The 14,655-nt window shown below is 63.7% G+C and carries 14 protein-coding genes; 8 read left to right on the top strand and 6 right to left on the bottom strand.

Features of this window, described 5'->3' with window-relative positions; translation table 11 throughout:
- Positions 1-8: 8 nt before the first annotated feature.
- Together phnL and A6V37_RS27110 are read left to right on the top strand one after the other, a co-directional pair.
- Complete coding sequence (gene phnL / locus A6V37_RS27105; RefSeq protein WP_064271509.1) at positions 9-773, top strand: phosphonate C-P lyase system protein PhnL; 765 nt, start codon at positions 9-11, stop codon at positions 771-773.
- Positions 774-862: 89 nt separating this feature from the next.
- Positions 863-1,996: an alpha-D-ribose 1-methylphosphonate 5-triphosphate diphosphatase gene (locus A6V37_RS27110; protein WP_064286484.1), complete on the top strand. Its 1,134-nt coding sequence runs from the start codon at positions 863-865 to the stop codon at positions 1,994-1,996.
- A gap of 70 nt (positions 1,997-2,066) precedes the next feature.
- Here A6V37_RS27110 and A6V37_RS27115 read toward each other — a convergent pair whose 3' ends face one another.
- From A6V37_RS27115 to A6V37_RS27125, 3 genes are read right to left on the bottom strand one after another with little or no spacing between them, the layout of a single operon-like run.
- A complete protein-coding gene (locus tag A6V37_RS27115; RefSeq protein WP_064271511.1) occupies positions 2,067-2,513 on the bottom strand; it encodes a lytic transglycosylase domain-containing protein in 447 nt (148 codons plus the stop codon).
- A 57-nt stretch (positions 2,514-2,570) separates the two neighbouring features.
- Positions 2,571-2,906 (bottom strand): hypothetical protein, encoded by a 336-nt coding sequence (locus tag A6V37_RS27120; protein ID WP_064271740.1) that lies wholly within the window; start codon positions 2,904-2,906, stop codon positions 2,571-2,573.
- Positions 2,907-2,923: 17 nt separating this feature from the next.
- Complete coding sequence (locus tag A6V37_RS27125) at positions 2,924-3,232, bottom strand: hypothetical protein (protein WP_242665958.1); 309 nt, start codon at positions 3,230-3,232, stop codon at positions 2,924-2,926.
- 121 nt (positions 3,233-3,353) lie between these two features.
- Between A6V37_RS27125 and A6V37_RS42895 the strand changes: the two genes are divergently transcribed.
- Entirely contained in the window at positions 3,354-3,479 is a 126-nt protein-coding gene (locus A6V37_RS42895; RefSeq protein ID WP_278185301.1) for a hypothetical protein, read from the top strand.
- Positions 3,480-3,550: 71 nt separating this feature from the next.
- On the opposite strand, the gene A6V37_RS27130 is transcribed toward A6V37_RS42895, so the two are convergent.
- Positions 3,551-5,368, bottom strand: coding sequence for a diguanylate cyclase domain-containing protein (locus tag A6V37_RS27130; RefSeq protein ID WP_064286485.1), 1,818 nt, complete (start codon positions 5,366-5,368; stop codon positions 3,551-3,553).
- Positions 5,368-6,516: an extracellular solute-binding protein gene (locus A6V37_RS27135; protein ID WP_064286513.1), complete on the bottom strand. Its 1,149-nt coding sequence runs from the start codon at positions 6,514-6,516 to the stop codon at positions 5,368-5,370. The genes A6V37_RS27130 and A6V37_RS27135 overlap by 1 nt, the downstream gene beginning before the upstream one ends.
- 651 nt (positions 6,517-7,167) lie before the next feature.
- Here A6V37_RS27135 and A6V37_RS27140 point away from each other — a divergent pair.
- Positions 7,168-7,950 (top strand): ABC transporter substrate-binding protein, encoded by a 783-nt coding sequence (locus A6V37_RS27140; RefSeq protein WP_064271514.1) that lies wholly within the window; start codon positions 7,168-7,170, stop codon positions 7,948-7,950.
- Positions 7,951-8,219: 269 nt separating this feature from the next.
- Complete coding sequence (locus A6V37_RS27145; RefSeq protein ID WP_064271742.1) at positions 8,220-9,335, top strand: succinylglutamate desuccinylase/aspartoacylase family protein; 1,116 nt, start codon at positions 8,220-8,222, stop codon at positions 9,333-9,335.
- 42 nt (positions 9,336-9,377) lie between these two features.
- On the opposite strand, the gene A6V37_RS27150 is transcribed toward A6V37_RS27145, so the two are convergent.
- Positions 9,378-10,196 carry a MetQ/NlpA family ABC transporter substrate-binding protein gene (locus A6V37_RS27150; protein WP_064271515.1) on the bottom strand — a complete coding sequence of 273 codons (819 nt, stop codon included), beginning with the start codon at positions 10,194-10,196 and terminating at the stop codon, positions 9,378-9,380.
- 298 nt (positions 10,197-10,494) lie between these two features.
- Here A6V37_RS27150 and A6V37_RS27155 point away from each other — a divergent pair, with 298 nt between their 5' ends.
- The 3 genes from A6V37_RS27155 to A6V37_RS27165 all read left to right on the top strand — a co-directional run bounded on the left by A6V37_RS27155 (position 10,495) and on the right by A6V37_RS27165 (position 14,644).
- On the top strand, positions 10,495-11,640 hold the full coding sequence (locus A6V37_RS27155) for a porin (RefSeq protein WP_064271516.1): 1,146 nt from the start codon (positions 10,495-10,497) through the stop codon (positions 11,638-11,640).
- Positions 11,641-11,853: 213 nt separating this feature from the next.
- Entirely contained in the window at positions 11,854-13,104 is a 1,251-nt protein-coding gene (locus A6V37_RS27160) for an ROK family protein (RefSeq protein WP_064286486.1), read from the top strand.
- On the top strand, positions 13,091-14,644 hold the full coding sequence (locus A6V37_RS27165) for a sugar ABC transporter ATP-binding protein (RefSeq protein ID WP_064271518.1): 1,554 nt from the start codon (positions 13,091-13,093) through the stop codon (positions 14,642-14,644). Before A6V37_RS27160 ends, A6V37_RS27165 begins: the two co-directional genes overlap by 14 nt.
- Positions 14,645-14,655 lie beyond the last annotated feature (11 nt).

The following is a 14,655-nucleotide window of genomic DNA, read 5'->3' on the forward strand; positions in this document are numbered from 1 at the left end:
GGCTCACAATGCGATCCATTGAAACAAGCACTGAGGCGCGCGCCGGCGAGCGCGCGTTCATCGACAACGCGGCGCTGATGCTGCGCGCGGTCGGCATCGGCAAGACGTTTACTCTGCATGGCCAGGGCGGTGTGCAAATCGAAGCGCTCGCGGGCGTCTCGCTCGCGGTCGAGCGCGGCGAATGTGTAGTGCTGGTCGGGCCGTCGGGCGCGGGCAAGAGCACGCTGCTGCGCTGCCTGTACGGCAACTACCTGGCGAGCACCGGCTCGATCGAGATCCGCGATGCGGCCGATGACGGCCGGCCCGTGTCGATCACCGGGGCTGAGCCGCGCGACGTGCTGCGCCTGCGGCGTGGCGTGGTCGGCTACGTGAGCCAGTTTCTGCGGGTGATTCCCCGCGTGCCGACGCTCACGCTCGTTGCCGAGCCGCTGCTCTCGCGCGGCGTGCCGGAAGACGAGGCGCGCGAGCGCGCCGCCGCGCTGCTGGCGCGCCTGAACGTGCCGGAACGGCTCTGGTCGCTCGCGCCCGCCACCTTCTCCGGCGGTGAACAGCAGCGCGTGAATATCGCGCGCGGCTTGATCGCGCAGCATCCGCTCTTGCTCCTCGACGAGCCGACGGCCTCGCTCGACGCCGAAAACCGCGATGTGGTCGCCGATCTGATCGTCGAGGCGCGCGAGCGCGGCGCGGCCATCGTCGGTATCTTTCACGATGAAGATACGCGCAACAAGGTGGCCACGCGCCGCCTCGAACTGAAACCGCCGCTGCGTCACTGATTGACACGAACCGGCACTACACTGACGCATGCGGCGCCAGTGCGGAACTACCCACACTATTCAGGTCTGACTGACTACGGAGCAAGTCGATGTTGATCAGGAACGCTCGCGTCGTGACGCGAGACGAAGTATTCACCGGCGTGGTACGTATCGAAGACGGCGTGATCCGCGACCTCGAGCGCGGCACGACCTCCGCGCGCGAAGCGGAGGATTGGGACGGCGACTATCTGTTGCCCGGCCTGATCGAACTGCACACGGACAACCTCGAAAAGCATCTCGCGCCACGCCCCGGCGTGCTGTGGAATACGGATGCCGCCTTTGTGATTCACGACGCACAGGTGGCCGCGGCCGGCATCACCACCGTGTTCGACGCGCTCGCCATCGGCTCGCGCTCGAATGTGGGCTTGCGTGGCCGCGATCTGCAAACCCAATGCGCCGAAGCGCTCACGCGGTTCTCCGAGCGCAAACTGCTGCGTGCCGAGCATTTTTTGCATCTGCGCTGCGAAATCGCCACCGCCGACGTGGTGGAAGTGTTCGATTCGTTGTGCGCGCACCCGCTGTTGCGGCTCGCGTCGGTCATGGATCACACGCCCGGTCAGCGTCAGTGGCACGACCGCGAGCAATGGCGCCGCTTCCAGGAGCGCAACGGCAAGCTGAGCGACGAACACGTCGCGACCGCGCTGGCCGAACTGTCGGTCGAGCAGGCCCGTTACGCCGACGCGCACCGGCGCGAGATCGTCACGCGCTGCAACCGGCTCGGCATCCCTGTCGCCAGCCACGACGACACGCTGATCGAGCACGTCGAACAGGCCAAGGCGGAAGGCATCGTGCTGGCCGAATTTCCGACCACCCGCGTGGCCGCCGAGACCGCGCGCGAGCACGGCATTTCGACCATCATGGGCGCGCCGAATATCGTGCGCGGCGGCTCGCATTCGGGCAACGTGTCCGCGCTCGAACTCGCGAAAGCCGGTTTGCTGGATATTCTGTCGTCGGATTACGTGCCGTCGAGCCTGATGACCGCCGTGTTCGAACTCGTCGCGAAAGCCGGCTGGACGCTGCCGCGCGCCATGGCGACGGTGTCCGCCGAACCGGCGCGCACGGCCGGCCTGCACGACCGCGGCGCAATCGAACCGGGCTTGCGCGCGGACTTCGTGCGCGTGACGATGCTCGACACGCTGCCGGTGCCGCGCGCGACGTATCGCAGCGGGACACGGATCGTTTAAGAAGGAATTGATTGCCTGCTGATTGCCTGGTGATTGCTTGCAGGACGCGTGACCCGTCATGCCCGTCTGATCAGCGGGCGGACGGCAACTGCCCCCACGCTACCAGCACGTGCTGAATCCCGCGCGCGTAGGCGTCGCGTTCTCTCGGCGTCTCCGAGTGGTATGCCCCGATCGCACGCCACGTGTTGCCGTGCTTGACCATCTTCTGTTTCAGCAGCCACGCGGCGACGTACACGTTCACACAAGGATCGGTCAGCGCGCGGTGCGGCACCCCCTCGCGCGCCAGATCGCCGAAGTGAATCGAATTGATCTGCAACTGACCGACGTCGATCGAGCCGTTGGCGTTCTGCCGGATCGCGCTCGCATCGCCCTTCGATTCGTACCAGGCGAGCGCGCGCAGCACCCACGGGTTGACACCCTGATAAGCCGCGGCTTCGTTAAAGCAGTCGTCGGCCGCTTGCGCGATCCCGCACACCGATAGGCAGGCGAGCGCCGTGAGGAGAACTTTCAAGGACATGATTCATCCTTTCGCTTGTCAGCGTTAAAGGCGGCGAACGCCAGGCCGCCAGCGGGGTTATTTGGCCAACGCCTGATCGATCTGCCGCTGCACGGTGTCGAGATAGGCATGCGAGGCGTCGGATACGACGATCCGCACGACCGGGCTCGGCGGACTTCTGCGCTCCTGAACCTGAGCCGTCCCATGCCATTTCTTGCGGTGCGAAGCAGGTTTCAACGGCAAGTCGTCATCACCTGCGCTCGGCGGCGGCAGCATCGCGAGCGACGGCAACGGCGGATAAACCTTGTCCGGCGCGGCGGGAATCGCGCTCGCGGATTGCAGATCCGCGCCAGGCTGACCGGCGAAGACCGGGGTGCTCAGGAGCATGGCCAGCGCCAGCATAGTGATTCGCATCGTCACCGCTCTCTCCTTCATTGAACCGTCCTGATCGACACGCTATACGGCTGGCCCAATCCGGCAGTCCGATTCTCGAAGTTCACCCGGGCCGTGCGCTGCGCGGGCACGCCCTTCCATACCGCCTGATTCAGATACGCAAAGTCCTGCCCCAGCGCGGTGACGAGCACGACGGTGGATTGCGGCTGCGCGGCAGCCAGCGCCCCGGCCTTGGCGAGCACGGCGGTGAGTTGCGGATCGCGCGCGCCGAGCGCGTCGGGCGGAATCTCGAAGCTGATCACCTCGTTCGGCGCCTTGCTCGTCTGAGCCGCGGGCGGCGGAGGCATCTGGGCACAGCCGGCGAACACCAGCACCGCTGCCAACAAACACACCTGTCGCTTCACGAAAGTCTCCCGTCAATTTCGTCGCTATAGCGAGGTTTTCGGCAGGCCGGCAGGAAAAGTTGATATGGCGGAAACGCTTCACAGCAAATCAAAAATACTTGCCTCAAGATCGGCGCAAACGATTGCTTCGGCGCTCGCCAACGCGGCGATCGAGGCAAAGTTGTCTCGCGATTTTTGTCAGACAAAATGAGTATGGCGGCATTTCCCGAAAGCCTTTCACAAGCATCCAGAAAGCCGTCAGCAAAGAATGAAGGCGTGGCGTCAGGCCGTCGGTTCGGCCTCGCGGCCCGCTGTTGCACCCTCGCCGGCTCGCGCCCTTTCGGCCTGCTCGGCTTGCTCCCTCCGGCGCGCTTCCAGTACATCGTGGTAGCGCAGATAGGCACTGCGTCCATCCGCTTTAGCCGCGTACATCGCCGCGTCGGCGTTGAGCAGCAGTTCCTCGGCCGTGCCGCTATCGTCCGGAAACTGGCTGATGCCGATACTCGCGCCCACCGTCATGCTTTGTCCGTCCACGCTCAGCTCTTCGTTCAACGCATTCACGACGCGCGCGGCAATCGCCGATGCCCCGTCAGCTGAGCGCTGCCCCTCGATCAAGACGATGAACTCGTCGCCGCCGAGCCGCGCCACCACGTCGGCGGAACTCAGCACCTGCTTCAGGCGGCGCGCCACCGCGACGAGCACCTTGTCGCCAATGGCATGGCCGAACTGGTCGTTGATCTGCTTGAAGCGATCCAGGTCGACGAACAGCACGGCCAGCCCCTCCTGACGCTGCGTCGCTTCTTCGATCGCGCGTTCCAGCTTCTCCAGGAACAGCACACGGTTCGGCAGTTCGGTCAGGGCGTCGTGCGTGGCGAGATGCGCGAGCTCACGCTGCTTGGTATGCAGCGCGTCCATTTGCAGCCTGATTTCGCGGCGCAAACGGTCGAAGCAGCGTGCCAGCAAGCCGATCTCGTCGGTGCGATCGAGCGGCAGCGTTTCCATGGCGTGCCCGGCGAACAGATGCGTTGCCGCATACGCGAGACTGTGCAGCGGTTTGGTCAGGGCGCGCGCGAACAGGATCGCGAGGAACAGCGCGAGCACGCTGAAGACCAGCACCATGCGCACGATCCGGTTGCCGAGCAGCGTCGCGCCGGACAGCACGTCGTCGAGCGGCCTGGCCAGACCGATGACGATAAAGCGATTGCCTTCCGAATCGCCAAACGGCCTGCGCACGAACGCGAGCACCTGACCGGCCGCCTGCTTCGGACGGGCGAGGCCATTCACCCGCACCTCGCTTTGCACCTGCGCGAAGAGCGGTTTGGTGACGGAAAAACTGTCCTGCATCAGCACGCGCCGGCCCCGATCGAAACCGAACGCTTTCGAGGCGTCGGGATGCACGAGGAAATCGCCCCACTCGTTGGCCAGATAGACCCGGTAGTCGCTCGGCAAATCGTTCTGCAGGCGCTTGAACAAGCCCTCGAGATCAATGTCGATCACGACGACGCCGACCACCGCCCCCTGGGCGTTCGACACCGGTGTGCCGAGCCGCAGCGTCGGCTTGCCCTCGGCGGCATGCGTGCCGTACTCGTGATTGACCGCGATCGGCGAGGTGTAAATACGGCCGGGCGAAAACGTCAGCGTATCGAATACATAGGCAAACTGACCTTTTTCCTGCAGATTGTCCCCTTTGACGCGCACGAGGCCGTCCGCGTCGCGATCGAAGCGCACCAGTTCGAGTCCGTGGTGCTCACGTGTAATCAGGCGGATTTGCAGGTACTCGGGGTGGTGCACCATGAAACTGGAATATACGTTGGCCAACTGCTCGCGCGCGGAGTTCCGACGCAGGCCGTCGTCGGATTGCGCAACCTCCGCCGTGGACGGCAAGCTCGCGAGCACCAGCGCATCGGCGCCGACATCGTCGATCGACGTGGAAAAGCGTTGGCCCAGCAGTTCCGTCGACGTGAGCAGGCTGAGCTCGGCCTCGTTCACGAGCATGTTGCGATTGGCGCGATACGCGTAATAACCGGTCGCACCGGACGCGATCACGCCGATGCACGCGAGCAGCAGCGACAGTTTGACGGTCAGGCCAGGACGTATCATCAAAAGCGCTCCGACCGGTCCCCGGACACGATTCGGGCCCACAGGTCCTCGCGCCGCTGAATATCCTCTACCGGGCCAATCCACACGATGTGCGCGTTGCCGCTGTTGTCGCCGGGCTCGGTCAGCGTGTTGGCGAGTCCCTGGCGTTGCGTCAGCAACCCGCTGACATCCGGCTCGATCATGTAGTTGATCCACGCGAGAGCGAGCGGGCGGTTAGCGGACGCGCGCGTCATCGACCAGCAGTCGAGCCATGCGAGCACACCTTCGTCGGGAATCACGTAGCCCACGTCGGCGCCCGCGCGGCGCAGCAATTCGACCTGCTGGGTGCCATAGTTGCCGAACATCAAGGCAACGTTATGCTGGATGAAAAACGCGGTCGCTTCCTCGGGCAACGTGTAATAGGTCAACAGATTGCGGCGCAGTTCGACGAGCTTGTGGGCGATCGTGCGCATCTGCGCGGCACCGAGCTGAAACGGATGGGGATAGCCCAGCGCCAGCGCGGTGAATGAGAAATTGTGCTGCGCGCTATTGAAATCGAGCACCTTGCCGCGGTAGCGGGGATTCCACAGCTCGCGCATCGAGCGCGGCGCGACGGGGATCTGCTTGCGGTCGTAGATCAGACCCATCGACGAATAGGTGAAAGGAATGGCGTACGTGTCGCCGCCCGACGTGATGCCGCCAATCGACTCACGCGCCTGAAACCGCGGCAACTGTTTTTTCGTGTTCGGCAGGCTGGCGAGATCGAGCGGCGCCAGCAGATGCGCCTGCGTATAGCGCTGGATTTCAGCGGTGTTGGCGGCGAGCACGTCGAACGGCGGCGACGCGTCGGCATGCATCTGGGCCCACAACGCTTCATCGGAATCGACCAGCGTGACTTCCACCTTGGCCTTGTAACGCGCCTCGAAAGTCTTCACGACGTCGGCGTCCGCATAACCGGGCCAGGCCAGCACACGCAGGACGTTGTCACCGGCTTTGACCGGCGCGGTCAAACCAAGACCCAAACAGAAAATCGCGCCAATCAACAATGTCAAATATTCTGAAGCAACGCGGCGGTGCGCTAAATAGGCACGCCTGAAGACGGCTGCGACGCATGCACGAAAGAATCGTTTACAACGGCGTGTTTCATCTGCCATCAACATCATGTGCATATACGACACCATTAAGCAGAAGGCCGTTTCGACGAACACAAACAGTTGGCACGAGTCCGCAAACGGCGTACTCGATGACTTTCTTCAGACACATCAGTTCTTTGCACCATGTCGGCGCGGAGCGACGATGATAGCGCCAAGAAAACTTTTTTTGGCTTTCAGTCTAGCCAGTGTTGAAAAAATAATCCGTCAGATGTGATGCAGCAAATTCGTCAATCCATATTAAACGGCAATTCATACAAAATCTTTAATTCACCCTCGCCGGTTTGAAACGCGTGAAACTCAGACAGTCGCCGTAATCCGCCATCAGGGTCCGGGTTGAATTGCGCCATTGGGAATCGTGCGAGCGAGCCAGGCCGCGTCCGCTCGCGCGGGACGGGCATCGGCAGCGCGCGCCCCAAGCTGCGTCATGCGGCATGCATAGAGGGCACCCGTGGATATCCGCCATTTCCGGCACTAGAATCAATCCTCAGACGCCATCCGGTGTTTCACTAGCTACCCAATTTTTTTGACCTGATAAGCTTGGCGCGCGCTGCTGGCCGCCCGGCCGGCGGCTTCAACCCAAGCCCGGTCGTGAGTCGCGCCGGGTGTCCCGCTGCGGCACAACCGCATGCGGGCGTAATTGAATGAACTACACCGAGGAGTTAAACAGTGAAAAAACTGCTAGCGGCTGTGACGGTTGCTCTGCTTGCCACCGTCTCGATTGGCGCACACGCTAAAGATTGGTCGACAATCCGTTTCGGCGTCGACGCCAGCTACCCCCCGTTTGAGTCGAAGGGCTCGGACGGCAAGCTCGCAGGCTTCGATATCGACCTCGGCAATGAAATCTGCGCGCGCCTGAAGGCCAAGTGCGTGTGGGTGGAAAACGATTTCGACGGCATGATCCCGGCCCTGAAGGCGAAGAAGTTCGACGGCGTGCTGTCGTCGATGTCCATGACCCCGCAACGCGCTGAACAGATCGCCTTCTCGTCGAAGCTGTTCAACACGCCGACGCGCCTCGTCGCGAAGAAGGGTTCGGGCCTCCTGCCGACGTCCGACTCGCTAAAGGGCAAGTCGGTTGGCGTGGAACAGGGCACGATCCAGGAAACCTACGCGAAGACGTACTGGGAACCGAAGGGCGCGAAGGTCGTGCCGTATCAGAACCAGGACCAGGTCTATGCCGACTTGCTGTCGGGCCGTCTGGACGCAGCGCTGCAAGACGCGGTGCAGGCTGACATCGGCTTCCTGAAGACGCCGCGCGGCGCGGGCTACGAGTTCGTCGGCAAGGACATCGACGATCCGAAGATCCTCGGCAACGGCGCAGGCATCGGCATGCGCAAGGAAGACACCGATCTGAAGGCGAAGGTCGACAAGGCAATCGCCGACATCATCAAGGACGGTACGTACAAGAAGCTCGAGAAGAAGTACTTCGACTTCGACGTGTACGGCAGCTAAGCCAGCCATGCGCGCCTGAGGGCGCGCCTGCCGGTTTGCTGAAACGGGCTCCGCCACACGCGGAGCCCGTTTCATTTGCGGCGCCGCATAAAGCCACACGTTGCGGCAGATCGGCTAAGATCGTGCGATCGAGACACCCCGCCGCCGCACGCACCGGCTCGGCGGCGACCGGCCATCAAGCACACAATCAAGCAGCCATCACGCAAGTTTCCCCACTGTTATCAACGAGATAGCGCGGCACGCCGCACCTGGCCGCCGACTTGAAAATCATGCAAACCCAAACCCATCCGCTGATTGCCCCGACGCTCGGCACCGCCCGTAATCTGACGAGTTTCCACTACGGCCCCGGCGGCGGGCAGAAGATTTACATCCAGTCGTCGCTGCATGCGGACGAGCTGCCTGGCATGCTGGTGACGTGGGCGCTGCGTCGCAAGCTGGCGGCGCTGGAAGCAGCCGGCAAGGTGCGCGGCGAAGTCGTGATCGTGCCGGTGCCCAACCCGATTGGCCTGAATCAGCACTTTCTCGGCCATCTGACGGGACGTTTCGATACCAACACCGCACAGAACTTCAACCGCAATTTCCACGATCTGTCCGCGCTGATTCAGCCGGTTATCGAGCAGCGCTTGACCGACAACATCGACGCCAACCGCACTGCAGTGCGCACGGCCATGCGCGAGGCGCTGGACGAGCAGAAGCCGGAAACCGAACTCGACTCGCAACGCCTGGCGCTGCAAAAGCTCTCGTACGACGCCGATGTCGTGCTCGATCTGCATTGCGACTGGGAAGCCGCGATGCACCTCTACACAAACCCGGACCTGTGGCCGGAGGTCGAGCCGCTCGCCCGCTACCTGGACGCGAAGGCGTCGCTGCTCGCGCTCAATTCGGTGGGCAACCCGTTCGACGAAATCCACAGCTTCTGCTGGTCGGATCTGCGCGGCCGTTACGGCGACCGTTTCCCGATTCCGAACGGCTCGATCTCGGTCACGATCGAACTGCGCGGCCAGCGCGACGTGACGTACGAGTACGCAGAGCGCGACGCGCAGGCGATCATTGAATATCTGACCTCGCGCGGCGTGATTGACGGCACGGCCGCCCCGCTGCCGCCGCTCGAATTCGCCGCCACGCCGCTCGCCGGCGCGGAACCGCTGGTCGCGCCGATCAGCGGCGTGCTGGTGTACCGCTGCGAAGTGGGCACGTGGGTCGACGTCGGTCAGGAAATCGCCGATATCGTCGACCCGCTGACGGACCACGTTGTTACGCTCAAGAGCGGAGTGGCCGGCGTGCTGTACGCGCGGCATCTGACGCGCTTCGCGACGGCCGGCCTGGAGTTCGCGCGCGTCGCCGGTGCGAAGGCTTTCCGCAGCGGCTCGCTGCTGAGCAACTAGGCTCGACCAGGCTGAACCCGGCTCAGCCGGGCTTCACCCGGTTCAGAACGCCGGGATGATCGCGCCTTTGAATTGCGTGTCGATGTACTTGCGCACTTCATCGGACTCGTACGCCGCGACCAGCTTCTTCACCCACGGCCGATCGCGGTCCTGCGCGCGCACCGCGATCAGATTGGCGTACGGCCCCTTCAGGTCTTCGATCGCGATCGCGTCTTTGGTCGGCTGCAGGCCGGCTTTGACCGCGTAGTCGGTATTGATCGAGGCCGCGTCGAGGTCGCCGAGCGCGCGCGGCAACTGCGCGGCGTCGAGTTCCACCAGCTTGATCTTCTTCGGATTGGCGGCCACGTCGAGCGGGGTTGCGTTGACCCCGCTCGTGCCGACACCCGGCTTCAGTGTGATCACGCCGTACTTCTGCAAAAGCAGCAGCGCGCGGTTGCCGTTGGAGGGGTCATTCTGGATGCCGACCTTCGCCCCTTCCGGCAAGTCCTTGAGCGATTTGAGTTTCTTCGAATAGAAGCCCATTGGCGACACGTACGTCAGCCCGACGTTGACGATCTTGTAGCCGCGCTGCTTGATCTGGCTATCGAGAAACGGCTGGTGCTGAAAGCCGTTGGCGTCGAGGTCGCCGGCATCGAGCGCCGCGTTCGGCTGCACGTAATCGTTGAACTCGATGACCTTGACGTTCAAGCCCTCGCGCGCCGCCACCTTCGTGACCACCGACCAGATTTGCGCATCCGGCCCGCTCATCGTGCCGACTTTGAGCTGGGCGTCGTCGGCGTGCGCAAACGTTGCCGTCAGCGAAAAGGCGGCCGAAAACGCGGCCACGGTGAACAGATTCTGAATAACTCTCCGGCGTTGCATGCGTTTCCCCTAAGCGATTGGAATGACAGGCGCGCATCGTCGCATGCGCTCGCCGAGCACGAAAACCAATCGTTTTTCACACGCTTATAAGCACGATCCGGAAAAAGCTTATGCGCACCGTGCCTTGCGCAAATTCAATGCGCGCGGCTATGTGAGTGTCGCGCCGGCGCGACAGATTCTCAAAATAAGCGAAGCTGTCACATACCTTACTCTGCGTTCCCTTAAATTGCGGGCCATCGCGCGATCTTGCCAAAGAGCATGGCGTTGCGATCGCTTAATTTTTTAATCGGAGAAAGTCTTGAACAAGAAAGTATTGGCCGCCGCTACTCTCGCCCTGTTTGGCACCGCTGCTCACGCACAAAGCAGCGTCACGCTGTATGGCCTGATCGACGCCGGTTTCACGTATGTCAATCACGCTGGCGCGAACGCCCAGCATCTCTACCAATATGGTGACGGCGTCTCGCAAGGCAGCCGTTTCGGTCTGCGCGGCTCGGAAGACCTCGGTGGCGGTCTGAAGGCGATCTTCACGTTGGAAAACGGCTTTAACTCGGGTACCGGCACGCTGGGCCAGGGTGGCGCGCTGTTCGGCCGCCAGGCATTCGTCGGTTTGACGCAGAACGGCATCGGCTCGCTCACGTTCGGCCGTCAATACTCGTTCTCGACGGACTATCTGGGTGGTTCGTACGCTAACGGCGGCCAGACCGTCGCAGGCAACTACGCGTACCACATCAACGACATCGACCAGCTCACGTCGAGCCGTATCAACAACTCGGTCAAGTTCAGCAGCGCGAACTTCGCCGGCCTGACGTTCGGCGCGATGTACGGCTTCTCGAACCAGGCAGGCGCATTTGCTGGCGGCCCGACGGGCAGCGCTACCGCCTCGTCGTCGGCTTACAGCTTCGGCCTGAACTACGCGAACGGCCCGTTCGGCATCGGCGCGGCGTACACGGACATCCGCTATCCGGGTTCGGCAGCACCGGCTTTCTCGACCACGCTCGCGAACTCGTCGATCACCGGTATTGCAAAGGATCTGTCGACGGTCGGCGTCGGCACGAAGTACTCGATCGGCCCGGCAACGATGTATGCCCTGTGGACGCACACGAACATCGAGCAGATCACCGGCCACATGACGACGTTCAACGCGTATGAAGCAGGCGGCAAGTACGCATTCACCCCGGCACTGACGGGCGCGCTGGGCTACACGTACATGCAGGCGAAGGATCTGACCAACGGTCACTGGAACCAGATCGACGCCAGCGTCGACTACAACCTGAGCAAGCGCACCGACGTGTACCTGCTGGGTATTTATCAGGACGCCTCGGGCAAGACCTCGAAGGGCGCGGATCTGCAAGCACAGATCGGCTCCAGCGCAAGCAGCTACCTGCCGGCAGCTGGTGCAAGCACGCAGCTGGCAGTTCGCGTCGGCCTGCGTCACAAGTTCTAAGCATGCCTCAGCCGACAGGGAGCCCATGCTCCCTGCCGCCCTGATGTTCTCGAAAAGCGCCCTGCGGGGCGCTTTTTCTTTTTTCGCGCCCGGCAAGGCCGCGGCGCCCGCCTCGGGATTTCCCTAGGCAGACTTTCTCCGGTACCTGGTATTAAATAAATCAACTTGATTTATTTAAGCGAGGCCCAAACGGGCATCGCCCAGGAGACGACGGTGCGAAGCCCCCATATCGGCCAAGGCAGCAACTCGGCCAACCTGCGCCGCTACAACGAGCGCCTGCTGCTGCAGGCGCTGCGCCGCGCGGGACACGCGTCGAAAGCCGACCTGGCGCGCCTCGCCAATCTGACGAGCACGGCCGTCGGCAGCATCATCACGTCGCTCCACGAAGCCAGGCTGATCGAATTCACCGGCCGCCGGGTCGAGGGCCAACGCGGCCAGCCCGCCTCCCTGATCCGTCTCGACCCCCGCGGCGCCTTCGGCATCGGCGTGCGGCTGGACCGGACCAGCATGGAAACAGTGCTGGTGAATTTTGCCGGTGAGGTGCTGGGGCGCCACGCGCATGACATGGTGCTGCCCCACCCGGCGCAGGTGCTCGAGATCGTGCAACGCGATATTCACGCGCTGTTGCCTTTGCTGACGCATGACGAGCGCGAACGGCTGAGCGGCATCGGCATCGCGCAGCCGTACAACCTGGGCAGCTGGCTGCGTGAACTCGGCCTGCCGGCCGACTCATTCAGCGCCTGGGCGGAGACGGATTTCGCCAGCGAGCTCGGCCAGGCGCTGTCGATGCCGGTATTCAGCGAGAACGACGGCAACGCCGCGGCGATCGCAGAACTGTTCTACGGCCGCGGCCGCCAATGCGACGATTTCGCCTATCTGTTTCTCGGGCCGGCGATCGGCGGCGGCGTCGCCGTCGACGGCGATTGTCTGCGTGGCGTGAGCGGCAATGCCGGCGATATCGGCGTGATGCCGGTGCCGCCCAGCCGTCTGCCGTCCGCGCCTCAACCGAACGGCCCGTGGGACATCCTGCTTTCGCGCGCCTCGCTCAATGCGCTCACGCGGCACCTGCGTTACAGCGGCGAAGCGGTTGAGAATCGCGCCGCGCTCGAAGCAAGCATTGCGCGCGGCCTGCCCGCCGTCGACGAATGGCTCGACGATTGCGTCGACGCGCTCGCGCCCGCCCTGCGCGCGATGCTGTGCGTGCTCGACGTGCCGGTCGTGGTGATCGACGCCGACGTCGACGCCGGCCTGATCGATACGCTGATGAAGCGCCTGCGCCGCGCTCTCGCGATCACCGCGCCGGAAGCGCGCGGCATCCCGGCGCTCATGCGCGGCACCTTCGGCTCCGATGCGGGCGCGATCGGCGCCGCCACGCTGCCGATGTTTTTCAATTTTTCGCCGCGCGCAGGGATTCTCAAAGGCGCCGGTGCTCAATCGCAGGAGGTGAATCATGTCCAGTTCTAGGCCCACATCCGCGCTGCTGGAGATGCGCGGCATCAGCAAGACCTTTCCCGGTGTACGCGCTCTCGACAACGTGCGCCTCGCCGTGCATCCCGGTGAAATCCATTCGCTGATGGGCGAGAACGGCGCAGGCAAATCCACCCTGATGAAGATCCTGTCCGGCGCATATCAGGCCGATCCCGGCGGAGAAATTCTCATCGACGGCAAGGCGGCGGCGATCGACGGCCCGCTGGCGGCTCGCGCGCTTGGCGTGGCCGTGATCTATCAGGAACTGAGCCTCGCGCCGAATCTGACGGTGGCTGAAAACATCCACGCGGGGCGCGAACTGCGCAAAGGCGGCCGCGCCTGGGGCATGATCGACCGCGCCACGATGGAGCGCGATTGCGAGGACGTGCTCAAGCGCCTCGGCGCGAGCTTCGGTCCGCACACGCTGGTGGGCGGGCTGTCGATCGCCGAGCAACAGCTGGTGGAGATCGCGCGGGCCGTGCATACCCGCTGCCGCATTCTGGTGATGGACGAGCCCACCACGCCGCTGTCCTCGCGCGAAACCGACCGGCTCTTTCAACTGATCCGGCAGTTGCGCGCCGAGGGGCTGGCGATCATCTATATCAGCCATCGCATGGCCGAGATCTATGAACTTTCCGATCGCGTCTCGGTGCTGCGCGACGGCACCTATGTCGGCACGCTCGAGCGCGCGGACCTCACCGCGGAAAGCCTGGTGAGCATGATGGTAGGCCGCGATATTTCGGGGTTCTACAAGAAGGAACACGCGCCGTACGATCCGGGCAAAGTCGTGCTGCGGGTGCGGGACGTCGCCGACGCCGGGCGCGTGCGCGGTTGCAGTCTGGACGTGCACGCGGGCGAGGTGCTCGGCATCGCGGGCCTCGTCGGCGCGGGGCGCACCGAGCTGGCGCGGCTGATTTTCGGCGCCGAAGCGCGTGTGCGCGGCGAGGTCGCCATCGACGGCCGCACGCTGGCACTGCACTCCCCGCGCGAGGCCATCGACGCCGGCCTCGTCTACCTGACGGAAGACCGCAAGCGCCAGGGACTCTTTCTCGACATGAGCGTGCGCGACAACGTCAACGTCTCGGTCTGCGGCCGCGACGCACGCCTGGGCGTGCTCGACCGCAGCCGCGGCGCGACCCGCGCGCGCGAGGCGATCGCCTCGCTATCCATCCGCGTGCCGAATGCGAAGGTCAACGCCGGTGCCCTGTCGGGCGGCAACCAGCAGAAAGTGCTGCTCTCGCGCCTGCTGCAGACCCAGCCGCGCGTGCTGATTCTGGATGAGCCGACTCGCGGCGTGGACATCGGCGCGAAATCGGAGATCTACCGCATCATCAACGAGCTGGCGAAGTCCGGCGTGGCCATCATCGTCATTTCGAGCGAGTTGCCCGAGATCATTGGCGTAGCCGACCGCGTGCTGGTCATGCGCGAGGGCGTGATCGCAGGTGAGCTCGGCGGGTACACCGCCAGGCCGATCAGTCAGGAAGCCATCATAGAACTGGCGACGGGTTCGCGGCCCGCATTGGGCGAAGCCGCCTGATCCGCTGAAAG

It is taken from the genome of Paraburkholderia ginsengiterrae, from assembly GCF_001645125.1.
Classification (GTDB): Bacteria; Pseudomonadota; Gammaproteobacteria; order Burkholderiales; family Burkholderiaceae; genus Paraburkholderia; species Paraburkholderia ginsengiterrae.